The 21,981-nt window shown below is 67.0% G+C and carries 20 protein-coding genes; 10 read left to right on the forward strand and 10 right to left on the reverse strand.

What is annotated here, in order from left to right:
• Position 1: 1 nt before the first annotated feature.
• The 9 genes from ACFTZB_RS00700 to ACFTZB_RS00740 all read right to left on the reverse strand — a co-directional run bounded on the left by ACFTZB_RS00700 (position 2) and on the right by ACFTZB_RS00740 (position 8,791).
• Positions 2–889: a 3-hydroxyacyl-CoA dehydrogenase family protein gene (locus ACFTZB_RS00700; RefSeq protein ID WP_378429625.1), complete on the reverse strand. Its 888-nt coding sequence runs from the start codon at positions 887–889 to the stop codon at positions 2–4.
• A gap of 9 nt (positions 890–898) precedes the next feature.
• Positions 899–1,777, reverse strand: a complete 879-nt coding sequence (locus ACFTZB_RS00705) for a 3-hydroxyacyl-CoA dehydrogenase family protein (RefSeq protein WP_378429626.1) — start codon at positions 1,775–1,777, stop codon at positions 899–901.
• A 19-nt stretch (positions 1,778–1,796) separates the two neighbouring features.
• Complete coding sequence (locus ACFTZB_RS00710; RefSeq protein WP_378429627.1) at positions 1,797–3,494, reverse strand: glucose 1-dehydrogenase; 1,698 nt, start codon at positions 3,492–3,494, stop codon at positions 1,797–1,799.
• Entirely contained in the window at positions 3,491–4,282 is a 792-nt protein-coding gene (locus ACFTZB_RS00715) for an enoyl-CoA hydratase/isomerase family protein (protein WP_378429628.1), read from the reverse strand. Before ACFTZB_RS00715 ends, ACFTZB_RS00710 begins: the two co-directional genes overlap by 4 nt.
• A complete protein-coding gene (locus ACFTZB_RS00720; RefSeq protein WP_378429629.1) occupies positions 4,279–5,511 on the reverse strand; it encodes a CaiB/BaiF CoA transferase family protein in 1,233 nt (410 codons plus the stop codon). The genes ACFTZB_RS00715 and ACFTZB_RS00720 overlap by 4 nt, the downstream gene beginning before the upstream one ends.
• 89 nt (positions 5,512–5,600) lie before the next feature.
• Positions 5,601–6,830 (reverse strand): NAD(P)/FAD-dependent oxidoreductase, encoded by a 1,230-nt coding sequence (locus tag ACFTZB_RS00725; protein ID WP_378429630.1) that lies wholly within the window; start codon positions 6,828–6,830, stop codon positions 5,601–5,603.
• On the reverse strand, positions 6,827–7,147 hold the full coding sequence (locus tag ACFTZB_RS00730) for a 2Fe-2S iron-sulfur cluster-binding protein (protein ID WP_378429631.1): 321 nt from the start codon (positions 7,145–7,147) through the stop codon (positions 6,827–6,829). Before ACFTZB_RS00730 ends, ACFTZB_RS00725 begins: the two co-directional genes overlap by 4 nt.
• Positions 7,148–7,202: 55 nt before the next feature.
• Positions 7,203–8,381: a thiolase family protein gene (locus tag ACFTZB_RS00735; protein ID WP_378429632.1), complete on the reverse strand. Its 1,179-nt coding sequence runs from the start codon at positions 8,379–8,381 to the stop codon at positions 7,203–7,205.
• Complete coding sequence (locus ACFTZB_RS00740; RefSeq protein WP_378429633.1) at positions 8,378–8,791, reverse strand: Zn-ribbon domain-containing OB-fold protein; 414 nt, start codon at positions 8,789–8,791, stop codon at positions 8,378–8,380. Before ACFTZB_RS00740 ends, ACFTZB_RS00735 begins: the two co-directional genes overlap by 4 nt.
• 154 nt (positions 8,792–8,945) lie before the next feature.
• On the opposite strand from ACFTZB_RS00740, the gene ACFTZB_RS00745 reads away from it, so the two are divergent.
• The 3 genes from ACFTZB_RS00745 (at position 8,946) to ACFTZB_RS00755 (ending at position 13,028) form a co-directional block, all read left to right on the forward strand.
• Positions 8,946–9,944: a DUF2889 domain-containing protein gene (locus tag ACFTZB_RS00745; protein ID WP_378429634.1), complete on the forward strand. Its 999-nt coding sequence runs from the start codon at positions 8,946–8,948 to the stop codon at positions 9,942–9,944.
• Positions 9,945–9,982: 38 nt separating this feature from the next.
• On the forward strand, positions 9,983–11,215 hold the full coding sequence (locus tag ACFTZB_RS00750) for a cytochrome P450 (RefSeq protein ID WP_378429635.1): 1,233 nt from the start codon (positions 9,983–9,985) through the stop codon (positions 11,213–11,215).
• A gap of 184 nt (positions 11,216–11,399) precedes the next feature.
• Complete coding sequence (locus ACFTZB_RS00755) at positions 11,400–13,028, forward strand: AMP-binding protein (protein ID WP_378429636.1); 1,629 nt, start codon at positions 11,400–11,402, stop codon at positions 13,026–13,028.
• 54 nt (positions 13,029–13,082) lie between these two features.
• On the opposite strand, the gene ACFTZB_RS00760 is transcribed toward ACFTZB_RS00755, so the two are convergent.
• The gene (locus tag ACFTZB_RS00760; RefSeq protein WP_378429637.1) at positions 13,083–13,862 is read right to left on the reverse strand and encodes a FadR/GntR family transcriptional regulator; all 780 of its coding nucleotides are present in this window, start codon (positions 13,860–13,862) and stop codon (positions 13,083–13,085) included.
• 242 nt (positions 13,863–14,104) lie between these two features.
• Here ACFTZB_RS00760 and ACFTZB_RS00765 point away from each other — a divergent pair, with 242 nt between their 5' ends.
• The 7 genes from ACFTZB_RS00765 to ACFTZB_RS00795 all read left to right on the forward strand — a co-directional run bounded on the left by ACFTZB_RS00765 (position 14,105) and on the right by ACFTZB_RS00795 (position 21,959).
• On the forward strand, positions 14,105–14,677 hold the full coding sequence (locus tag ACFTZB_RS00765; protein ID WP_378429638.1) for a hypothetical protein: 573 nt from the start codon (positions 14,105–14,107) through the stop codon (positions 14,675–14,677).
• Between the two features lie 543 nt (positions 14,678–15,220).
• Positions 15,221–16,825 carry a GMC family oxidoreductase gene (locus ACFTZB_RS00770; RefSeq protein ID WP_378429639.1) on the forward strand — a complete coding sequence of 535 codons (1,605 nt, stop codon included), beginning with the start codon at positions 15,221–15,223 and terminating at the stop codon, positions 16,823–16,825.
• Between the two features lie 57 nt (positions 16,826–16,882).
• Entirely contained in the window at positions 16,883–17,956 is a 1,074-nt protein-coding gene (locus tag ACFTZB_RS00775) for a zinc-binding dehydrogenase (protein WP_378429640.1), read from the forward strand.
• 578 nt (positions 17,957–18,534) lie between these two features.
• Positions 18,535–19,233 carry an alpha/beta fold hydrolase gene (locus ACFTZB_RS00780; RefSeq protein ID WP_378429641.1) on the forward strand — a complete coding sequence of 233 codons (699 nt, stop codon included), beginning with the start codon at positions 18,535–18,537 and terminating at the stop codon, positions 19,231–19,233.
• Between the two features lie 385 nt (positions 19,234–19,618).
• Positions 19,619–20,374 carry an SDR family oxidoreductase gene (locus ACFTZB_RS00785; protein WP_378429642.1) on the forward strand — a complete coding sequence of 252 codons (756 nt, stop codon included), beginning with the start codon at positions 19,619–19,621 and terminating at the stop codon, positions 20,372–20,374.
• A 36-nt stretch (positions 20,375–20,410) separates the two neighbouring features.
• Positions 20,411–20,734 carry a 2Fe-2S iron-sulfur cluster-binding protein gene (locus ACFTZB_RS00790; protein ID WP_378429643.1) on the forward strand — a complete coding sequence of 108 codons (324 nt, stop codon included), beginning with the start codon at positions 20,411–20,413 and terminating at the stop codon, positions 20,732–20,734.
• Between the two features lies 1 nt (position 20,735).
• The gene (locus ACFTZB_RS00795; protein ID WP_378429644.1) at positions 20,736–21,959 is read left to right on the forward strand and encodes an NAD(P)/FAD-dependent oxidoreductase; all 1,224 of its coding nucleotides are present in this window, start codon (positions 20,736–20,738) and stop codon (positions 21,957–21,959) included.
• The last annotated feature ends 22 nt before the right edge of the window (positions 21,960–21,981 follow it).

Consider the following 21,981-nt stretch of genomic DNA (forward strand, 5'->3'; position numbering starts at 1 on the left):
GTCAGTTGCTCTCCTGAGTTGCCGCAGCGGTGCGGAAGCCGTGTCCGTTCTTGGTGCCGAGTCGTCCGGCCGCCACCATCTGACGAAGCAGCGGCGGCGGCGCGTACCGCGAGTCCACAGTCGCGTCGTACGCCGCCTGGGTGGCGTGCAGATGTACGTCGAGGCCGATGGAGTCGAGCATCTTCAGCGGACCGGTCTTGTAGCCCAGGCCCAATTCGAGTGCCACGTCGATGTCCTCGGCGGTGGCCAGGCCGTCGTCGAACTCCTGGATGACGTCGTTGAGGTAGGGCAGTAGCAGCGCGTTGACGAGGAAGCCGGGGCGGTCCGCGACCACGACCGGAACCTTGCCCTCGAGGGTGTCGACGAGCGCAACGAGCCGGTCGACGAGCACGTCGTCGGTCTGCAGGGCGCGGACGACCTCGACCGTCGCCTGCACGGGGGCGGGGTTGAAGAAGTGCAGCCCGGCCACACGGCCGGGATTCGGCAGTGCCGCGGCGAGATCGGTGACTGACAGCGCGGAGGTGTTGGTGAGGATCGGGGTCTGCTCTCCGACCACACCGGCGACCTCGGCCAGCAGTGCCTTCTTCACCTCGGCGTTTTCGGTGACGGACTCGAGCACGACGTCGACCGTGGACAGGTCGGTGGCTGCGGTCGTGCCGGTGATCCGGGCCAGGATGGCGACCTTCTCCTCGTCGGTGACCTTGCCGCGGACGATGCCCCCGGCGAGGAAGGCGCCGACGGCGGCCAGGCCGGCGTCGATCCGTGCCTGGTCGGTTTCGAGGACGATGACGTCTCGGCCCGATGCTGCGAACACCTGCGCGACACCGGCGCCCATGGTGCCGAAGCCGAGGAGGCCGATCGTGCGGAAGTCGGTGGTGGACTCACTCATGGTTGCTCCTCAGGACCCGAAGAGTCGGGTGTCGTCGTACTCGTAGAATCCGCGGCCGGTCTTGCGTCCCAGATCGCCCGCGGCGACCATCCGCTCGACCATCGGCGGGGGGAAGAACTTCGGGTCGCGCAACTGCTCGTAGAGGCGCGTGGCGACCTGCTGATGGATATCCATGCCCACGATGTCGAGGAGCCGGAAGGGGCCCATCGGGTGCCCGAGCGATCCCAGCACGGCGGCGTCAATCGACTCCTTCGTTCCCACGCCGGCTTCCAGCGCACGGATGCACGAGTTCTCCCAGGGAATCAGGAAGCGGTTGACGATGAACCCGGGGCGGTCTTTGGTGACCACGCTGGTCTTGCCCAGCGAACCGAGGAACTCGATCGTCGCCTTGTGTGCCCAGTCCGCGGTGTGCCTGCCGTCGGCGACCTCGACGAGCTTCATCAGCGGCGCCGGGTTGCAGTAGTGCGTACCCACCACACGTTCCGGCAGACGGGAGCCGGAGGCGATGCCGGTCACCGACAGTGTCGAGGTGTTGGTGTGGAAGAGGGTCGACTGCGACACGATGTCGTCGAGCCTGCCGAAGATGTCCTTCTTCAGTTTCAGGTCCTCGAACACGGCCTCGACGATCACGTCGCACGGCGCCAGGTCGGCGAGGTCGGTGGCACCCGAGAGGGCATCCTTGGCGGCCTGGCCGGCGCTCGCATCGAGCTTGCCCAGCTTGACGCTCTTGTCGAAAAATCCGTGCACGGTGTCGATTCCGCGCTTCAGATTGGTCTCATTGATGTCGAAGAGGATCGTCCGGTGCCCGGCGCGCGCCATCACGGTCGCGATTCCCGATCCCATCGTGCCGGCACCGAGGACGGCGACGGTCTTGCTGTCGTTGCTCACTGGATCTCCTGAAGCGTTGTCAGCGGACGCTCTGGCCGCCGTCGATGACGATGACCTCGCCGGTCATGAAGTTCGAGTCGCTGCCGGCGAGGAGCAGCAGCCACGGCTTGAGCTCGTCGGGTTCGCCCATCCTGCGGGCGGGGATGGCCCGAACGACCTTCGCCATGGCGTCCGAGTCGTCGCGTAGTTCCGCGTTCAGCGGGGTCGCGAAATAGCCGGGCGCGATGGCGTTGACCTGAATATCGTTGCGGGCCCACTCGATCGACATCGAACGGGTGAACGCGATGACACCCGCCTTGGACGCCGAGTACGCGGCGTGATCGGCGACACCCTGCAGGGCGAAGTTCGACGCGATGTTGACGACCTTGCCCGACCCCTGCGCGATAAGGTGCCTGCCGACCGCGCGGGTGGCGAGGTAGGTGCCGCGCAGGTTCGTCGCGATCACCCCGTCCCACTCGTCCGCGGACTGGTCGACGAGCGGGGTGGACGCGACGATCCCGGAGTTGTTGACCAGGATGTCGACCCGGCCGAACGTTTCCACCGTCGCGTCGACCATCCGCTGCACCGAGGCCTCGTCGGTGATGTCGGTCGGGCAGGCCAGCGCTTGTCCGCCGGCCTCCTTGACCTCGTCGACGAAACTGTCGAGCTCGGCGGACGTGCGGGACGCCACGGTCACCGCGGCGCCCGCGTCCGCGAGGGCCTTCGCCATGGATCGGCCGAGTCCGCGGCCGGCACCGGTCACGATCGCGACCTTGCCGTTCAGTGATGTCATGCCAGCTCCTTCATCGCGCAGGTCCGCGAGCGCGAACGTCTGCTCGTCGGGGAGCCGGCTGCCGTGCAGCCAGGTCAGGGCGGCGAGGGTCCGAGCGTACGCCGCCCGCGCTAGTCCGACACCCTGCGCGGCGGCACTGATCCGGGACTTGACCACCGAGCTCATCACCACCGACCAACCGCGGCCTTCCTCGCCGAGGAGGTTGCTCCGCGGGATCGCGGCGCGATCGAAGAACAGTTCGGCCGTGCTGGAACCGTGCATCCCCATCTTGTGGAACGGCTGACCGCGTTCGACACCGTCCCAGCCGCCCTCGACGACGAAGGCGGTGATGCCGTCCCGTCCCCGGGTACGGTCCACGGTGGCGAAGCAGATGATCACGTCGGCGCGGTCGCCGGTGGTGATGAACGTCTTCTGCCCGCTCAGCGACCACCCGGTGTCGGTCGGGGTGGCCGTGGTGGTCAGGCTGGACACGTCCGAACCCGCGTCCGGTTCGGTGATACCCAGCGAGCCGTACCGCGACCCGTCGAGCAGACCGGGAATGTAGCGGCGCTGTAATTCGTCGCTGCCCGCGATGAGTATCGGGTACGCGGCGTGCATCTGGGTCATGAACACCAGGCTGGTCGCCGCACAGCCGGCGGTGATCTCCTCCATCGCCACCGCATAGGTGACGTTGGTGTCCCCGCTGCCACCGAGGTGTTCGGGGAAGACCAGACCGCACAGCCCGGCCGCCGCGAGCGCCTGCACGCTCTCGTGGGCGAACTCGTGTGTCGCATCCAACTCTGCTGCGCGGGGGGCGACCTCGCGGGCCACGAGGTCACGGGTCTGCGCACGCACCTGCCGCTCGCGGTCGGTGAGAGCAGCGTCCGCGGCCGGCTCGTCGAGCAGGTCGTGCAGCGACAGGTACGCCTTGGGGTCGGTGTCGATCTCGTTGGGTTCGAAAATCATCGGTGCCCCTGAACGTTGGTGAACGTCGCCGGTCGGCGTTCGAGGAAAGCCCCGATACCCTCCGTCGATTCTTCGCCCGCCACGGCGAGGGCCGCCAGCCCGGTCTCCACCCCGAGCCCGGCGTCGAGCGGTGCGTCCCGCCCGACCTCGAGCGCATGCAGAATTGACCGCACTGCCAGCGGGCCTTGTTCTGCGATCTTTTCGGCGATACCGGTCGCGGTGGCCATCAAAGCTTCGGGTGCAACCAGTGGGACCGGGGTCAGTCCGAGTGTGTAGGCCCGCTCCGCGTCGAGTCGGGTGCCGGTGAGCATCAGGTGCGTGGCGACCCGCTGCCCCACGGCGCGCGGGAGACGCTGGGTGCCGCCGTATCCGGGAATGAGCCCCAGCCCGGACTCGGGCAGCCCCAGAGACGCTTTCGTCGACAGCACCGGAAACGTCGAGGCGAGTGCCAGTTCGAATCCACCGCCGAGTGCGAGTCCGTTGACGGCGGCGATGATCGGCACCGGCGCCTGCTCGAGGATGCGGAAGGCTCGCTGACCGGAGCTCATCACCTCCCGGGCCCGATCCGGGCCCATCCCGGCCAGTTCTTTCAGGTCCGCGCCGGCACTGAAGGCCTTCTCGCCGGTGCCGGTCAATACGACGGCCCGCACGGCCGGGTCGGTGGCGGCGTCGGTCACGGCGTTCACCAGCGCAGCGATCACGTCGGTGTTCAGCGCGTTGAACGCCTCGGGCCGATTGATCGTCAGCGTCGTCACCGCGCCCGCGCGCTCAATGTCCAGCACACTCACGAGACTGCCTCCGCACGTGTGGCCGGTACCGTCTCGGCTACCGCACCGGTAGCGAGTAGGGCGGTCACGTCGTCGTGGCTGTAGCCGATTCCGAGCAGTACCTCACGGGTGTGAGCGCCGAGGTCGGGGAAACGCTCGTTGCGGGGGGTGACCGAGGCGAGCCGGAACGGGCTGTGCACGGTGACCAGCTCGTCCGCGGAGTCGGGGACCGGCATCAGCGTCCCGCGGGCGACGACCTGCGGGTCCTTCACGACCTCGGACAGCGTCTGCACGAGCGAGGCCGGCACGTCGACCTCGCCGAGAATCCGGAGCCAGTGGGCGGCGGTCCGGGTCGCCAGCCGCTGCGCGATGAGCCCGGTGATCTGTGCCCTGTGCGCGCGGCGGCCGGCGTTGTCGGCGAGAGCCGGGTCCGCTGCGAGTTCGGGAAGCTCGACGGCGGCGCAGAAGCGTTGCCACATCGCGTCGTTGCCGATCGCGATCACGATGCTCCGGTCGGCGGCCGCGAAGGGCTGGTACACCGCGAGCACCGAGTCGGTTCCACCGCTGGGCGCCGGTTTCGGTTCGCCGGCATGGAAGGCGGCGATGCGCGGCGCCATCAGCGCCAGGTCGGTGTCGAGCAGCGAGACGTCGATGATCTCGCCCTCGCCGGTGCGGGCCTGACGGACCGCTGCGGCGTTGATCGCGATCGCGGCGCACATTCCGGTCGCCACGTCGGACAGGGCGGTCGAGACGCGCTGGGGGCTGCGCCCTGCCTCGCCGGTGACCGACATCAGTCCCGAGCGCGCCTGGGCGACAAGGTCGTAACCGGGCAGGTCGCTGTCCGGGCCGTCCAGTCCGAATCCGGACATGGCGCAGTAGATCAGGCGGGGGTTGCGTGCACGGAGGGTCTCGCCGTCGATGCCCATACGTACCAGCTTGGCGGGGTTCATGTTCTGGAGGAACACGTCGGCGGTGTCGAGCAGCCGTAGCAGCACCTCGCGTCCCTCGTCGGAGCGCAGGTCGAGTACCAGCGACTTCTTGTTGCGGTTCGCCGAGGCGAACCAGGCGGAGGTCCCGTCGACGAACGGCGGCCCCCAGCCGCGGGTGTCGTCGCCGTGCCCCGGTCGCTCGACCTTGATGACCGTGGCGCCGAGGTCGGCGAGGTACATCGCGGCGGTGGGGCCGGCGTACGAGGTGGTCAAGTCGACCACCCGCAGCCCGTACAGGGGGCCTTCATGCTCGACGTTCATAGTCTCTTGTCCTTAGTAGAATCGGGATCAGTCGTTGAGGCGGTGATGGAAGATGCGCAGCCGTGAGCCGTTCCGAGGCCGGCGGTCTCTTACTGTTCGATCAGTCGCTTCAGAGGGATGCTGGTGTCGCGGGCGCTGTCGGGGCGGATCGTGGCACCGTCCGACAGCGCCTTTCGAACCGCGATGTAGTCGGGGGCGCAATTGACCGATGTACCGGCGACCAGTCGGCCGGCCCGGTAGTACAGGACCGAGAACCGCTCATCGGTCTGGGACCCACGCACGACGACCTCGTCGTGGCCGTCGCTCAGACCTGCCATCTGGAGTTTCACGTCGCCCTGATCGGACCAGAACCACGGGACGGAGCAGTAGGGCTCGTCCCTGTCCATCAGGGTGGCGGCCGCGGTACGGGCCTGGTCGACGGCGTTCTGCACGGACTCGAGCCGGACGAGCTGATCCGGTCGCAGTGGGTTCGGTGCGAGGGTGCAGTCGCCGGCGGCCACGACCCGGTCCTCGCTCGTCCGATGGTGCCGGTCGACCACGATCGCCTGCTGCCGAATCTCGATCCCGAGGAGTTCAGCGAGTTCGGTGCGCGGCTGCACACCGATCCCGACCAGTACCAGGTCGGCCGGTACCCGTTCACCGTTGTCGAGGAGGACTCCGGTGACGCCGTCGTTCGACCCGTCGATCTCGACTACCGTTCGGCCGAGCCGAACATCCGTGCCACGCCGCCGGTGAGCGTCGAGTAGGAAGCCGGACACGATGGGATCGACGGCTCGGGCCGCCAGCCGGTCCTGGGCCTCCACCACGACCACGGAGGAGGCCCAGGTGCGGGCGGTCGCTGCGGCCTCCAATCCGATGAACCCGCCACCGACGATGACGACGCGGTCCGTCTGCGGCAGTCGGTCGGCCAGCGCCCGGGCGTCGGTGAGGCTTTGCAGGTAGTGCACCCCCGGCAGATCCGCGCCCGGCACCCGTGGTCTGCGGACCCGTGCCCCGGTGGTCAGCGCGAGCTTGTCGAATGCGAACTCGACGCCGGTGTCGGCGCGTGCTCGTCCGCGATCGAGGTCGACGTCCACGATCCTCGTGCCCGTGGCGACGGTGATGTCCTTGTCGCGGTAGTAGTCCGGGGTGCGCAGGACGAGTGCGTCCGCGCTGATCCGCCCCTTGAGGAACGCTTTCGACAGCGGTGGGCGTTGGTACGGTGCGTGCGGCTCGGCCCCCACCACGGTGACCGGTCCGCTGTACCCGTTCTCCCGGAGCGTGGACGCGAGCTGCACGCCGGCGTGCGAGGCGCCGACAACGAGCACTCCGCCGGTCACCACTGGGTCTCCGGGATGCGAACGGTCAGGCCGTCGAGGTCCGGGCCCAGCTCCAGCTGGCAGGACAGCCGGCTGTTGGGCCGGACCTCGGCGGCGGCGGACTCGAGCATCTCCGACTCCTCGTCGCCCGCAGGCGCGAGATTGTCCTGCCACGGGGCTTCGACGTAGACGTGGCAGCTCGCGCAGGACAGGGAGCCGCCGCACTGCGCGTCGATGCCGGGAATGCCGTTGGTGACCGCGGTGGACATCACCGTCGTCCCGAGTTCGGCATCGACGATGTGTTCTTGCCCGTTGTCTTCGATGTAGTGCAATTTCATGATGTTGTCCTCACTGCTCACAGAGTTTCTGTTGTCGATGGTGCGAGGGCCGCACTCAGTCCTTCGCCAGGAGCATGGCCCCACCGAGCGGACCCCCACCCACCCCGACGACCGCGACCTTGGGGTCCCCGGCCACCTGCGTTCGTCCGGCCTGTCCCCAGAGTTGTCGGCAGGCCTGGTACAGCAGGCCGTATCCGTGCAGCCTGCCGCCGGATAGCTGCCCGCCACCGGTGTTCACGGGCAGGTCCCCGTCCAGCGCGATCCGCTTGCCCCCCTCGACGAACTGGCCGGCTTCGCCCTTGCCGCAGAAGCCGAGCGCCTCCAACCAGATGAGGGTGAAGATGCTGAATCCGTCGTAGAGTTCCGCGATCTGCACATCCTTGGGGGTGAAATCCGAACGTTGCCAGAGCATCTCGCTCGCATCCCGGGCGGCCATGCTCGTGAGGTCGTCGAACTGGTCCCAGTACCCCGATCCGTGGAACGCGCTGCCGAGTGACTCGATGTAGAGCGGGTCGCGCCGAAGCTGTCGTGCCACCGAGGCGCGGGAGACGATCACGGCGGTGGCGCCGTCGATGGGCGCGTCGCAGTCGTACAGGCACAGTGGCGTGGAGATCACCCGGGCGGACAGATAGTCGTCGAGCGTCAACGGGGACTGGTAGACGCCATAGTCCGTGTTGGCCGCGTTGGCGCGGCCGTTGAGCGCGATCTGGGCGAGCTGCTCGCGAGTTGTGCCGTACTGGTGAAAGTGGCGTGCCGCGAACATCGCGCTCAGGTTCACCGCGGACATGGCGCCGAACGGGGCGGTCCACTGGTGTACGCCACTGGCCCTGCCTCCGTCGGTGCCGGCGACGGACGCGCGTCGCTGCGGCGTCTGCGCCGTGGATTCCCACAGCGAGCGGTAGACCAGCACGTGATCGGCGAGACCTGCTGCGATGGCGCCGACGGCGTCGAAGAGCGCACCCAGCTGCCCGGGCGTCTCACCGGCCCCGCAGAACCAGGAGACCTTCAGACCCAGTGCATGCCGCAACTCGGCGATGGACGCCCCGTTGTGCCCGGGAAAGGGTTTCCCCCCGGCGCCCGGATAGGTTGCGATGCCGTCGATATCGGACAGTTGAAGGCCGGCATCGTCCACCGCGCGTCGGACCGCTTCCACGGTGAGCGCGATCGGGGAACGCCCCAGGCGCCTTCCCACCTGACTGATGGCCGCGCCGGTGACGGCGGCGATGGGCTTCATCGGGCCGCCTCCGGCCGGAAGAGCGGTAGCCAGACATCTTCGCGCTGCTCGAAGGTCACGCGCACGCGCATCCCGATCCCGACCTCGTCCGGGTCGCAGTCGACCAGCCGAGTGGTCAGCCGAAGGTCCTTCTGCTCGTCCAGTTCGACAATGGCGAGAATGTAGGGCAACACCATGCCCGGCAGCCACTCCTGGTGGTTGACCGTGCAGGTCAGCACCTCGCCGGAACCGGTCACCGGCCGGGCGACGACGTCGTCGTTCCCACACCGACGGCAGGTGGGCACCGGTGGATGAATCCAGAGATCGCAGCCGTCACACCTGTTGATCAGCAGCTCACCCGCACTCCCTCCGGTCCAGAACGCCGTGTTGTCGACGTTCAGTTCCGGCAGGGGTGGCGAAAGTTTCGTCATATCTATCCCCAACTCACGGTCCAGTGGTGTCTTCGCTTTGGGATTCGCACCTTCAGATCAAAGCAGCCTGAGGTTCCCTCTTGAACAAGATGATAAATATTCTACAATTAGCGGGCGGCGCGACGCCAGTAGCAAAACGAGGAAGGGAGCGCAGATGTCGAATGCCCTGCACCCACGGCACGGACTGCACCGACCGACACGGGGCACACCACCACGCACGCCGGGTTCGCTGCGCCGGACCGCCACCCTCGACCTGCTGCGCCCCGAGGGCGTCGACGGGCCGCTGGTCGTGCTCGGGCGGGCGCGGGACCTGATCACGCTCGGCGACTCAGCCACCGGACGTTCGTCCGAAAGCTCGTGTCGGGCGGTCATCGATTTCCATCACGGATGGGAGTTGACCGACGTGTCCACCGAGCCGGCCCGGTCCGAGCTCGCGCGGCTCGTCGGTGCGCGCGTCAGCTCCGGCTTTCGCCGTAGGCTTAACGAGGTCGCGCCGGATCTGATCGCGGCGGACAACAGGTTGCACCTGCTGCTCGATGACTTCCCGGGCGTGACCTTGATATCCGGCCTCGCGCACCGTCTGCATTCGCACGACCTCGGTCTGCCCTCGCCGGTTCCCGCCGCCCGCCCGGACCTGGTGCCCGACATTTGCGCAGGCTTCGTCAGCGGCGGAACGATCATGACGGAGATCGCCGTGTCCGGGGCACCCCCGCTGGTCACCGGCCCCCTCGCGCCGCCCCTGGCGACGGACGATCCGAACGGCTGGCACCGGATGGATCCACTGCCACCGCACGCGATGCGGCGAGCCCGCCGCATCGACGTTCACCCCGGGCCGCCCTGCACGGCCGACGTGCTGTTCCGCGACTCCTACCTCCGCGCCGACGGCGAGGAGACCGTGATCCACGAATACCGCATCTCACTCGAGATCGATACCGAACACGTGATCCGCCGCTGCGAGGCGACACCACAGGTGCTGCCGTGGCTGGAGTGCCCGGTCGCGGCCCGCAGCGCCGCCCGGATCGAGGGCACCCCCCTGGCGGATCTTCGCCCGCATGTGAGCAAGGAACTCCGCGGGGCCGCCACCTGCACACATCTCAACGACGCCCTGCGTGGGTGCGCCGATATTCCCGCACTCCTGCGGTTCGCACCCTGAGCAACCCCCAGTCCCTGAACGAAAGGTCAGTAATTTCGATGATTATCAAGGAAAACTTCTCCGTGCTCGACCCGGAGATCAATCAGGACCCGTTCCCCTACTTCAACGCGTTGCGTGAGCAGGACCCGGTCCACTGGAACACCCGGCACCGGGCCTGGTTCCTCACCCGCTACGACGACGTCAAGGCCGGGCTGCGCGATCCTCGGCTGTCGGTGGACCGGATCCGGCCGTACATCCAGCGTCGGCTCAGCGCCGAGGAACAGGTGACGTTCCACGATACGTTCTCGCTGATGGAGTCGTTCCTCCCCTTCCGCGACCCGCCGCACCACACACGACTGCGCAAGATCATCCAGGCGGCATTCACACCGGCCGTGGTGGCCAAGCAGGCCGACGGCGTGGAGCAGATCACCAAGACGCTCACCGAGAACGCGGTGGCCAAGCTCCGCCGCGGCGAGACGGTCGATCTGGTGTCCGACTACGCGCGCCCGCTTCCGGCGACGGTGATGGCCCGGATGGTGCACCTCGACGACGTGGACAGTCACCTGATCGACGCGTGGACGACGGATCTGTCGCTGTTCATGGGGGGTGCTGTGGACGATCCCGAACGCAACAGCAAGGTCCACCGCGGAGTGTCCAACATGGCGGCCCATATCGCCGATGTGCTCAACAACTACGACGGCGATCAGACCGATGTGGTCGGGGCCCTGCTGGCCGCCGAGGCGGACGGAGACCGGCTCACCCGCCAGGAGATCGTTGCCACCTGCATCCTGATGATCTTCGCCGGCTACCGGACCACGGCCTGCTCGACGGCGAACGCCATCAACCAGCTCCTGGGCAATCCGGCGCTGCATCAGCAGTTGCAGGCGGACCTCAGCCTGTTGCCGGCTGCAGTCGAAGAATTCATGCGGTTCGAAGGCCACGCGCGCATCGCCATCCGGTGGGCCGCCGAGGAATTCGAACTGCACGGCAAGACGATCCGGCCCGGCGAACGGGTCTTTCTCGTGCTGGCCGCGGCCAACCGCGATCCCCGTCAGTTCACCGATCCCGACCGCCTCGACATCAGGCGGCACCCGAACCAGCACCTCGGGTTCGGCATGGGCATGCACTACTGTCTCGGCGCGCCGCTGGCCCGAATCGAGATCGCGTCCGCCCTCCGGTCCTTCCTCTCCGAATTTCCGGCGGTCACACCCGCCGGTCCCGACCGACAATGGGAGAAGCTCCTGACGAACCGGGCACTGGCTCGGCTCGACGTCCGAATGGCCCAGCACTAGGAGAGGCAGCCGACCCTGCCATGTCACAAACACACACCGCGCCGACGATCACCGTCGACGCCCCGGCCGCGATCAGACGATCCAGACCCGCCCGTCGACCACGCTATGGACTGCTGCCCAGTCCGCGGCGATCGACCGGCTGTCCTCCGCGAGCCGCAAGAGAAGAACCGAAGGGAACACATCAGTGAGCGCTAGCGCATCATGGGATCAGGCGGGGTCCGCAACGGTCACCCAGTGGTTTGCCGAGGCCGCCGAGGAGGCGAGCGAGCAGGTCTTCGTCGACTTCACCGCCGGCGAGAGCTACACCTACGGGGAATTCGACCGGCTGACGAACCGGCTCGCACGCGGGATGAGCACGCTCGGCATCGGGCGCGGCGACACCGTCGCGACGATGCTCGACAACACCATCTACGCCGTGGCGGGATGGATTGCGGCGAACAAGACCGGTGCCATCAACGTCCCGGTGAACACCGCGCTCAAGGGCGAGTTCCTCCGGCACGTCCTCGACGATTCGCGGGCCAGGGTGTTGCTGGTGGAGGCGCACTACGCCGCCAGACTCAACGCCCTCGGCGCGGGACTGCAGCACCTCGATCACATCGTCGTAGTCGGTGCCGGATCGCGCACGGATCTGCCCGGGACGCCGGTCACCATCGAGCAACTCCTCGACCATTCGGACGCACCGCTCGACGATCCGAACACCCCCCGCGATCTCACCACGATCATCTACACCAGCGGGACGACCGGTGTCTCCAAGGGCTGCATGATCAGCCACAACTACGCCGTGCACATCGCCCGCCAGGAACTGGGCGTGAGCGATCGGCACTCCGCGGAACCGTCGTACACCTGCCTGCCGCTGTTCCACCTCAACGCGGCCATCATCAACGTGCTCGCCACAGTCGGCGCCAAGTCGAAGATCACGATCGCACCCCGGTTCAGCCTGTCCGGGTTCTGGCGCGACATTCGCAACAGTCGGGCCCGCAGCACCAGCCTGCTCGGCGGGATGATCCCACTGCTCGCCAAAGCCCCCGACAGCCCGGACTCGCTCGCCTGCCGCGGGCAGTTACGCTACATCGCCGGACAGCCGTGGCCGGGTGACACCCAGCAGATCTTCCGCGAACGGTTCGGCGTGGAAATGGTCGGCTCGCAACGCTATTCGATGACCGAGGCGTTCGCTGTCACCAGCTACCGATACGGGGACGGGCCGCCGCCGCCGGCAGGTTCCTCGGGCCGCCGCAACGACAACTTCGACGTACGGATCTTCGACGACAACGACCGCGAGCTCCCCCCCGGCGAGGTCGGGGAAATCGTTGTGCGGCCCCTGCATCCGAATATCATGTTCGACGGCTACTGGCAGCGTCCCGAGGCCACGCTCGACGCATTCCGGAACCTGTGGTTCCACACCGGCGACTGCGGCCGCATCGACGAGGACGGGTACCTGTGGTTCGCCGACCGCAAGAAGGACTACATCCGCAGGCACGGCGAGAACATCTCCAGCATGGAGGTCGAGATGGCCGTGCGAGCACACCCGGCGGTCCACGACGTCGCCGCACACCCGGTCTCCTCCGAGCTCAGTGAGGACGAGGTGAAGATCTGCGTCATTCCTGTCGAGGGAGCGACGCTACACCCGGAGGAGGTGTTCCGATGGTGTGCGGACACCATGCCCCATTACGCTGTTCCGCGATACATCGAGATCGTCGCCGATCTGCCCCGCACGCCGACCGGCAAGGTGCAGAAGTTCCTGCTCCGTGCAACCGGCGTCACCGACACCACCTGGGACCGGGAGAAGGCGGGCCTGGTAGTGACGCGGGACTAGTCATGGACTAGTCCCGGACTAGCTAGCTCGTTACAGGGAGGGCGGCGGCCGGCTTCAGCGGCCGCCGTCCCCCAGCCCCAGCTCGCGGTGGGCCATGATGTGCTCACGCAGGTAGCTCAAGTGGTCGACGATGGCCTTCTCGCCGGCATCGGCATCGCGATCGGTGATCGCATCTACGATCGCCTGGTGCTGGCGCACCCCCATCCGGCCCACCTCCGGCGACATGTCGAGATACCGCACGGGTTCGGTGTGCTGGTGCAGCGCAGCGATGAACGAGGCCAGCACCCGATTCCCGGAGGCATCGGCGATCGCCGAGTGGAACTGCACGTCGAGTTCGGGCACCTGAGGATCATCGACAGCGGCCGCCCGCTGACGCTCCATGATCTCGACCAGCCTCTCGAGGTCACCGTCGCTGCGATTGGCCGCGGCGCCCCGGACGGCGGGGACCTCGAGATGCTGCCGTACCAGCGACAGCTCCTCGAAATCGATCCGCCCCAGGCTCAGCAGGTTCTGCAACGAGTCGGACACCGAGCGGCCCAACGACCGGGTGTCGACATTGCGGACGAAGCTTCCACCGCCCGCACCGGGAACCTTGGTGATCAGGCCCCGGGTCACCAAACTCCGCAGGGCCTCCCGAACCGTGTTCCGGCTGACCCCGAACTGCCGGGTGAGCTCGGACTCCGTCGGAAGGCGCTCGCCCCCGACTAGCTGGCCGGACAGGATCCACTGCGCGATCTGCTCCTCGACCTGCTGCCGAGGCCGCATCACCTTCTGCCCGATCGGCAACCGACGCTCCGATGCGGTGTCGCCCGACTCCCCCTGCTGCTGACTCATCACAGCCTCTCCGTCAATTCCGGCGCGGGCCGATCAATCAAACCGACCCCTGTGGTCAATTGTCGCACAACATCATCCACAGAAATCTCCAGTCACCGACACTCGCCGGCATCTACTTGACCACTCCATTTGCCTTGTGCTAGAAATCACATGGGGCTAATGTAGAATTTTAATCGCCTAGTTCAATATCAACATTTGCCGCGATCCCCTTTCACCTCACCCATCACCCGAGAGGAAGCTCGATGAAGAAGTTCCTGCAAGAAACCCACGACTGGCTGGCCAACATCCAGAAGGCCGCCGACACCGAGCAGGACCCACGCCGCAAGGGCATCCTGTACAACTACCTGCACCACGCCGCCTTCGAGCTCACCGGCGACCTCGACGAGCTGCTCGCCACCGATCGGACGATCGAGCACCCGGTGTACCGGGCACGTCTCGACGGCGCCGACGAGGCCGTGGTCATCGACGGCGCGGATGCGGTGCGCGGCTTCTACGGTCGGCTCAACGACGGCGTCATCACCATGGCCGACGAACGCCTGGCGGTGGCCGACTGGGGCTTCGCCGCGTTCAACACGATCAAGCTGACGATCGAGGGCGAGAAGCTCATCGAGCTGGGCACCGAGGTCGACGACCCCGCCGCCCACTACGCCGTCACCCGGCCACTGTGCATGTTCTGGGACTACGACTCGCAGGGCCGACTGATCGGCGAAAACCTCTACGAGGCCGCGCTGCCGAAGGTGACCAAGCTCTCCCCGGAGGAGGTCGTGACGGCCGACGAGGTGGCCGAGGTCGTGCGGCCGTTCCGGCCGCGCTGACCCCGGTGCGGCCCGCGTGCCGCCACCCATGCTTGCACGCCCGACGACAGGAACCGGTGACCATGCCGGGTGCCATCCGATCGCGCTCGCGCCGATCACCGCTCCGACGGCCGCCGTGCTCACCGTCTCGGTCGCCTACGCCTCCTCCACCATGGATTCCCGCCGGCCACCGCAACGGTATCGGAACGCCTTCCGCCTAGGCGGGCGCATTCCAGATCATCGGCCTGATCGCGGCCGTGTGGCCATCGCAGCGTTCGTTTGTCGCGAATCTCAAGCGGAACAGGGCCATCGTGTGCCCCCGCCGGTCGGGCGGGGGGCACCGACCACACCGAGAATTCTGGATTGGTTTGTGCGCCAGCCTTAGTTATGGGCAATCCGATACCTGACTCCGTCGGCGCCCCCGTCATCGTGGACAGTGCCCGCCCATGCAGCCGAGACCGCGGCAGCGGAACCGTCGGCCTCGGCACTCGACGGGCACGGGGGCCGCACACCTGCACACACCCCGAATCACTTTCGTCACAGCACTTTCGTAAAGGACACGGCATGAACAATTTCGACTACATCATCGTGGGGAGCGGAGCGGCGGGATCAGTGCTGGCTGAGCGGCTCAGCCGGGACCCACACAAGACGGTCCTCGTTCTCGAGGCGGGCGGGTCTGATCGGAACCCGATCCACCTGGTGCCCAAGGGCTTCTACTTCACGATGAATAACCGCAAGTTCTCGAAGTTCTTCCAGACCGAGCCCTACGGAGACGGCAACGTCGACACGTGGCATCGAGGAAGCATCATCGGTGGTTCGACGACGGTCAACGGCTTGGTGTGGAACCGTGGCTGGGCGCCAGCCTACGACGCGTGGGAAGAGGCCGGGAACAAGGGCTGGAACTGGCAGCGCTTCCTCGACGCGTTCCGGGCGCTGGAAAAGCACGAACTCGGTGGCAGCACCGTCCGGGGCGGGTACGGGCCGGTCGACATCACGGTGGCCAAGCCGCGGGAGGAGGTCAGCGACGCACTGGTGATGTCGCTCGGCCGGCTCGGCGTCTCCTACACCGAGGACATGAACAGCACCGGCGACGACCGCGTCGGTTACGTCACGTCGAACGTCAAGCGAGGAACCCGGGTGAGCGCCGCGCGCGCCTTCCTGCGCGGCGCGCGTCGCCGCAAGAACGTCACCGTATTGGACCGCACCGAGGTAGCCCGGATCACGTTCACCGGGACCCGGGCCTCGGGTGTCGAAGCGAACAGCAGAGGCCGGAAGGTCTCCTTCACGGCGAACAAAGAAGTGCTCGTGTGCGCGGGCTCGCTGGAAAGCCCTCTGCTCCTCGAACGCAGCGGCATCGGCGCCCCGGAGGTACTCCGGGCCGCCGGAGTGCCCGTGCTCGTCGAGAGCCCGAAGGTGGGCGAGAACCTCCGCGAGCATCGCGGCATCCTGCTGCAGTTCCGACTCAAGGGGACCGCCGGCTTCAACCAGCAGATCAACAGCGCCGTCAAGCAGCTGTGGACCGGGTTCAAGTACCTGTTCACCCGCGACGGCGTCATCTCGTACGGCGGCTACAACCTCGTCGCCATGTACAAGTCCGACCCCGCATCGCCCGGGCCGGACACCCAGAGTTTCTTTACCCCTATCTCAACCTCTGGGGTCAACCCCACCACCGGGCGGATGGTGGTCGACAAGTTCTCCGGGGGCATGTTCCTCACCTTCCCCATGTTCCCGACCAGCGCCGGCTCCATCCACATCACCGGCCCCGCGGTGACCGACACCCCACGGATCATCCCGAACTTCCTTGCCACCGAGCACGACCGGCAGCTGATGGCCAAGGCGGTCGCCAAAGCACGCGAGATCGCCGCGACAAAGCCGTTTGCCGATTACCTCGAGGCCGAAGTCGCTCCCGGCCCCACGCTCACCGACGACGCCGACATCGCGGACTACGCCATCAACAACGGTGGCACCGGCTACCACACGCTGGGCACCTGTGCGATCGGCCCCGACGACGACGACGTGGTCGACGGCCGCCTTCGGGTGCGCGGCACCACCGGCCTGCGGGTCGTCGACGCCTCCGTCTTTCCCGCCATGCCGTCCGGCAACAACAACGCCCCGACCCAGGCCATGGCCTGGATCGCGGCCGAACTCATCGCCGAAGACAACCGGTGACGGTTCCTCGACCCACAACCTCGGTACATCACAACCTCGGTACATAAGGAGAAATCCATGAAAGCCATGATCTTCCGCGGCCCCAAACAGGTCACCATCGAGAACATCCCCGAACCCGAGGTAGGACCGGACGACGTCCTGGTCCGACCGCTGGCGGTGTCCTTCTGCTTCTCGGAACTGCACATGTACCACGGCCTGTGGGGGCACGAGCTCGCCGGATGCACCCTCGGACACGAGGGCGTCGGTGTCGTGCAAGCGATCGGATCGAACGTCGAGGGCTGGTCGGTCGGCGACAAGGCCGTCTACGACCCGACGCTCGGATGCGGCTGCTGTGACCTGTGCAACGGCGGTCTTCGCCGAGCGTGCTTCACCGGACCCGCCGGTCAGCCCTTCGGGTTGTTCGCGGACCTTTTCGCCGCGCCGGCATATCGCTGGCGCCCGGTTCCCGCGGAACTGACCGTCTCGGGCACCGCGAACATCGAACCCTTCTCCGTCGGCACCCGACACATGCGTCACTCCGGCATCACCACAGGCGACAACGTCGTCTTCTTCGGGCTCGACGACTACGCGGGCAGCGCACTTCAGTGGGCCGCGGCGTCGGGACTGGGCAAGATCGCGGTGGTCGAGCCCACCAAGATCCGGCAGGACTACGCGATGTCTCTCGGTGTGGACCGTGTCATCGACCCGTCCAAGGAGAACGTACCGGCGGCAGTCCGCGAGATCATGCCCTTCGGCGCCGACGCGGCGTTCGTGTCCGCCGAGGAATACATCCCCCACGCCTACCGCTATCTCGGCGATGCATCGCGCTCGGTTCGCCTCCAGGGCCGGCTGAACATCATCCGGGCCTATAATGGCGCGATCTTCGAAGACTTTCCGGGGATGGAGTTCTGGGCCAAGGAGCAGACGCTCACCGGAGCCGGGATCGCATGGGCCGATGAGAACTGGCGCGGCGGTCAGGCCCGTGGCGACTTCCAGGCGACGATGGATGGTGCCGTAAAGGGTCACCTCGACATGGAACGTGGCCTGACCAAGTTCTCCTGGGACGAAATCGACTCGCAGAAGCAACTCGAGGAGATCCTCAACGCCCTGCCGCACGAGATCTACAAGGCGCAGTTCACGTTCGCCAGCTGAACCGGCTCGCCGGCACGGTGTCCTCTGTATGAATTCGTTGGCAGTAGGAAGCCGTCCTCCCTGGGATGCCATCGGGGTGGGGTCTTACCCCACGCCTACCGCGGGGGTTGTCACCCCGTCGGCCAGACCGATACGGTCGTTGCACTCCGGGGGTGGCGATGGACACCGCGCCGGCACCGTCCGGTCGATGAGCGGCTCGGCGGTACCGCATCGAGACCCTTGCAGTCGTGGACCTTTCGGGATTTCTCACCCTGCGGGCACGACACCACGTCTCGAACACTGGATTTGGAGCGTGGTCGAGCGGATCAAAAGGAAACTGCTTGTCGGAACCCCGTTTTCCCGACCCGCGAGGGGGAACGGGGTCGGTCAAGCTCCCTGAACGCCGGAACGCAGGAACGCGGGAATCGCGACCTGCCCGGCGCCGAACAGGTCGCCGGGTAGGTCTGCGCTCGAATGCGTGCACCGCAACAGCGCGCGGTATCAACGTGCCGATACCGCACTGGATTTGGTCCGGATCTGCCGACGAGCAGGCCATCGAGATATACGCGGAGTATCACTCCACAGAAAGGGACCACCTGATGACCACACCGGTACTACTGGTACACGGAGCCTTCACCGGAGCCTGGATCTGGGACCGGGTGATTGCCGAACTCGACGCACTCGGTGTGCCCGCGACCGCGATCAACCTGCCCAGCCGCGCCCCGGGCGCGACCCTCGCCGCCGATGCCCAGGCCGTCCGCGACGCCCTCAAAGGCATGGATGCACCGGCCGTGCTGGTAGGGCACTCCTACGCCGGCGTCGTCATCACCGAAGCATCGGCCGACAATGACGACGTCGCCGCACTCGTCTACGTGTGCGCCGCCCTCCCCGGGCAAGGCGAGTCGGTGAGCACCCTGCTCGCCCGGGATCCCGAACCCGGCGACCTCGGTAGCGCGATGAAGGCAGGGGACGACGGCACCGCCACCCTTACCCGCGACGGCGCCAAGGCCAACCTGTTCAACGACGCCACCGACGAAGACGCATCCCCCACCCTCGACGCCCTCGGCCCGCACGCAGTGGCCACCCTCGCCGAGCCGGTCACCAGGCTCGGCTGGCAGCAACATCCGTCCACCTACGTGATCACCCTCCAAGACAAGTCGTTCTCGCCCGCGCTGCAGCGTGAATTCGCCACCCACACCACCCAGGCCGTGGAGATCGATTGCGGCCACGGCGCCATGCTCACCAAGCCGACCGAACTCGCCCATGTGATCGCCTCAGCGGCGCAGGATGCCAACTAGCTCGAGCGTGGACTCAGGCAACACCTCACCGGAGTGGAGTGGAGTACTGCAAGTGAGCTTCCTCCGACAATCGTGGAGGGGTTCCTCCATAGCGGCTAGTTGGTCACCGATCCAAGGCCCGGAAAACCGCCCGATCACCACGACGGTCGGGCGCTGCGGCTGTCCACTGGGTGGCCCGTCAGGCCGGCGGTCCCATCCCTGCGGAGCACTGGCCAGGCACGGGAATTTGACGGTCGGCCAGGACCGTAGACGCATTCGACTTGCCCCCCACTTCGCATCAGTATACTACTGTATACATTGATCGGCACGCTTGACGCCTCGATTGAGCGCACCGCTTGAGTCCAATCGAAGCCTGTGGTATCCATTTGTATACAGAAGGAGTGCGATGCTGACGAAGCCAGAGAAGACCCCTGTCGCCGTGGTCACAGGGGCCGCGAACGGGATGGGCCGAGCAATCAGCGAGCGCCTGCTCGACGACGGGTACGGGGTCGTCGCCGTGGACGTGGACGCCCCCACCCTCACCGAGATGGAGAACGCGCACGAACGCATGGCCGCCGTCCCACGGTCCGTCGCCGACGTCGAGCTTCCCGGGGAGCTGTCGAAGGCCGTTCGTACGCTGGGGACGCTCGCCGTCCTCGTCAACAACGCTGCGATCTCTCCCAAGGTGAACGGTTTCGCTTTGCCCTCGACCGAGATCTCAGGCGACGAATGGGAGCAGGTGTTCACGATCAACCTCACGGCGCCTTTTCGCCTGTGCCAGTGGGCGCTTCCGCAGATGAGGGCCGAAGGGTGGGGGCGCATCGTCAACATCTCCTCCATGGCCGCCCGGACGGCCAGCAAGGTGCCCGGGACCCACTATGCGGCCTCGAAAGCGGGCCTGCTCGGCTTGACGAGGTCCCTGGCCATCGAAAACGCGGAGTTCGGCATCACCGTCAACGCGATCGCTCCGGGAAGGGTGGAGTCTCTCATGGCCGCAGAGTCGGACACCGCCCTCAATGACGACTACCGCCGGCGGCTTCCCGTCGGGCGATTCGGTCGACCCGCGGAGATTGCTGCCGCAGTCGCCTACCTCGCCTCGGAGGCCGCAGGTTTCACCACCGGCGCCACGTTGGACGTCAACGGCGGCATGTTGATGATCTGACGTTCCCCCAGCCCACCACCAACCCGAGGAGGACCCATGCCGTCCATCACCTTCGTCGACGCCGCCGGCGTGAAGACCACCGTCGATACCCAGGTCGGTCGCTCGGTCATGGAGACCGCACTCGACAACACGGTCGACGGCATAGTCGGCGACTGCGGCGGTTCTCTGGCGTGCGCCAGCTGCCACGTCTACGTCGACGAAGGGTGGCGGCACCAGGTGAGCGGGCCCGCGTCGGCAGAGGAGGACGACATGCTCGAAGGCACCATGGCGGACCGGCGCGAGTACAGCAGACTGTCGTGCCAAATCCGGTTGACCGACCAGCTCGACGGCCTCGTCGTCCACCTGCCCCTGGAGCAGTGACATGGACCGCATCCTCGTCGTCGGCACCGGGCAGGCCGGAACCGAGATCGCCAGCTCACTCCGCTCTCTGGGACACACAGGGCCGATCACCATGGTCGGGGACGAGCCCTGCCTGCCCTACAGCCGACCTCCGCTGTCCAAGAGCCTGCTGCGCCCGGACACCGGACACGACCACCTGTGGCTGCGGCGGTCGGAGTTCTTCGACGAGCAGAAGATCGACCTGATGACGAGTGTGGCCGTCACCCGGGTCGAGCTGGGCGCGGGCCAGGCCCGCCTGAGCGACGGACGGGTGGTCGAGTTCGACCGACTGGCACTCGCGACGGGATCCACCGTCCGCCGCATCGGCGTCCCCGGCGCCGACGCTCCCGAGGTTCACTACATGAGGACAATCGGCGACGCCACGGCGTTCGGGGAAGCGTTGTCGAGCGCGCATCGTCTCGTCGTCGTCGGTGCAGGTTTCGTGGGACTCGAGGCGGCCGCTCTCGCCTGTTCGGCAGGCATCGACGTCACCATTGTGGAGGCGTCCGACCGCGTGGTGGCGCGATCCGTCTCGCCGGTGGTCTCCCGTGCGATCACCCGTCACCACCAGGAAGCAGGCGTGCGCTTCCTGTTCGACTCCTGCGTCGAGCGGTTCGGCAGGCGGCCAGGTGGCCGTCTTGGCGTCCATCTCGACGACGGAACGGTCCTTCCCGCCGACGTCGTCCTCGTCGGCGTCGGGATCATCCCGAACACCTCGCTCGCGCGGCAGATGGGACTGGCTGTGAGCGGCGGTGTGGTGGTGGACGAGAGGGCTGCGACGAGTGACGGCCGCGTGGTGGCGGCCGGCGACTGCACCGTGCACTCCTTCAACCCAGTCGGCCCTGGGAACCAGCATATCGGCTCGGTGCACAACGCCAACGTTCAGGGAAAGGCCGCCGCCAGGACCCTGCTCGACCTGCCTGAGGCGGGACGCGAGGTGCCATGGTTCTGGTCGGACCAGGGAGCTTTGAAGCTCCAGACCGTAGGGATCTCGGACACCGCGGACGATCTGCTCGTGCTGGGCGACGAGGACGGGACCAGCTTCACCGTGCTGCACTTCCGCAATGACGTGCTGGTCGCCGCCGACTGTCTGGGGCGGGCCGCGGATTTCGCTCAGGTCCGACGCGCGCTCTCGAAAAAGTTCATCAGGACTCGGTCCGACTTCGAGGGGCCCGGCCCCGCGCTCAAGGAGGTTCTCAGCGCATGAGGCGCGAAGACAGTTCATTCAC

Origin of the sequence: Rhodococcus sp. NPDC057014, assembly GCF_042673295.1 — a bacterium.
In the GTDB taxonomy this organism is placed as follows: domain Bacteria; phylum Actinomycetota; class Actinomycetes; order Mycobacteriales; family Mycobacteriaceae; genus Rhodococcus_F.

Bases quoted from the DNA above. Each gene is read 5' to 3' on its own strand.
- ACFTZB_RS00700 (WP_378429625.1), bottom strand. From the start codon at position 889: ATGAGTGAGTCCACCACCGACTTCCGCACGATCGGCCTCCTCGGCTTC.
- ACFTZB_RS00710 (WP_378429627.1), bottom strand. From the start codon at position 3,494: ATGATTTTCGAACCCAACGAGATCGACACCGACCCCAAGGCGTACCTG.
- ACFTZB_RS00720 (WP_378429629.1), bottom strand. From the start codon at position 5,511: ATGAACGTCGAGCATGAAGGCCCCCTGTACGGGCTGCGGGTGGTCGAC.
- ACFTZB_RS00730 (WP_378429631.1), bottom strand. From the start codon at position 7,147: ATGAAATTGCACTACATCGAAGACAACGGGCAAGAACACATCGTCGAT.
- ACFTZB_RS00735 (WP_378429632.1), bottom strand. From the start codon at position 8,381: ATGAAGCCCATCGCCGCCGTCACCGGCGCGGCCATCAGTCAGGTGGGA.
- ACFTZB_RS00740 (WP_378429633.1), bottom strand. From the start codon at position 8,791: ATGACGAAACTTTCGCCACCCCTGCCGGAACTGAACGTCGACAACACG.
- ACFTZB_RS00745 (WP_378429634.1), top strand. From the start codon at position 8,946: ATGTCGAATGCCCTGCACCCACGGCACGGACTGCACCGACCGACACGG.
- ACFTZB_RS00750 (WP_378429635.1), top strand. From the start codon at position 9,983: ATGATTATCAAGGAAAACTTCTCCGTGCTCGACCCGGAGATCAATCAG.
- ACFTZB_RS00760 (WP_378429637.1), bottom strand. From the start codon at position 13,862: ATGAGTCAGCAGCAGGGGGAGTCGGGCGACACCGCATCGGAGCGTCGG.
- ACFTZB_RS00765 (WP_378429638.1), top strand. From the start codon at position 14,105: ATGAAGAAGTTCCTGCAAGAAACCCACGACTGGCTGGCCAACATCCAG.
- ACFTZB_RS00770 (WP_378429639.1), top strand. From the start codon at position 15,221: ATGAACAATTTCGACTACATCATCGTGGGGAGCGGAGCGGCGGGATCA.
- ACFTZB_RS00775 (WP_378429640.1), top strand. From the start codon at position 16,883: ATGAAAGCCATGATCTTCCGCGGCCCCAAACAGGTCACCATCGAGAAC.
- ACFTZB_RS00780 (WP_378429641.1), top strand. From the start codon at position 18,535: ATGACCACACCGGTACTACTGGTACACGGAGCCTTCACCGGAGCCTGG.
- ACFTZB_RS00785 (WP_378429642.1), top strand. From the start codon at position 19,619: ATGCTGACGAAGCCAGAGAAGACCCCTGTCGCCGTGGTCACAGGGGCC.
- ACFTZB_RS00790 (WP_378429643.1), top strand. From the start codon at position 20,411: ATGCCGTCCATCACCTTCGTCGACGCCGCCGGCGTGAAGACCACCGTC.
- ACFTZB_RS00795 (WP_378429644.1), top strand. From the start codon at position 20,736: ATGGACCGCATCCTCGTCGTCGGCACCGGGCAGGCCGGAACCGAGATC.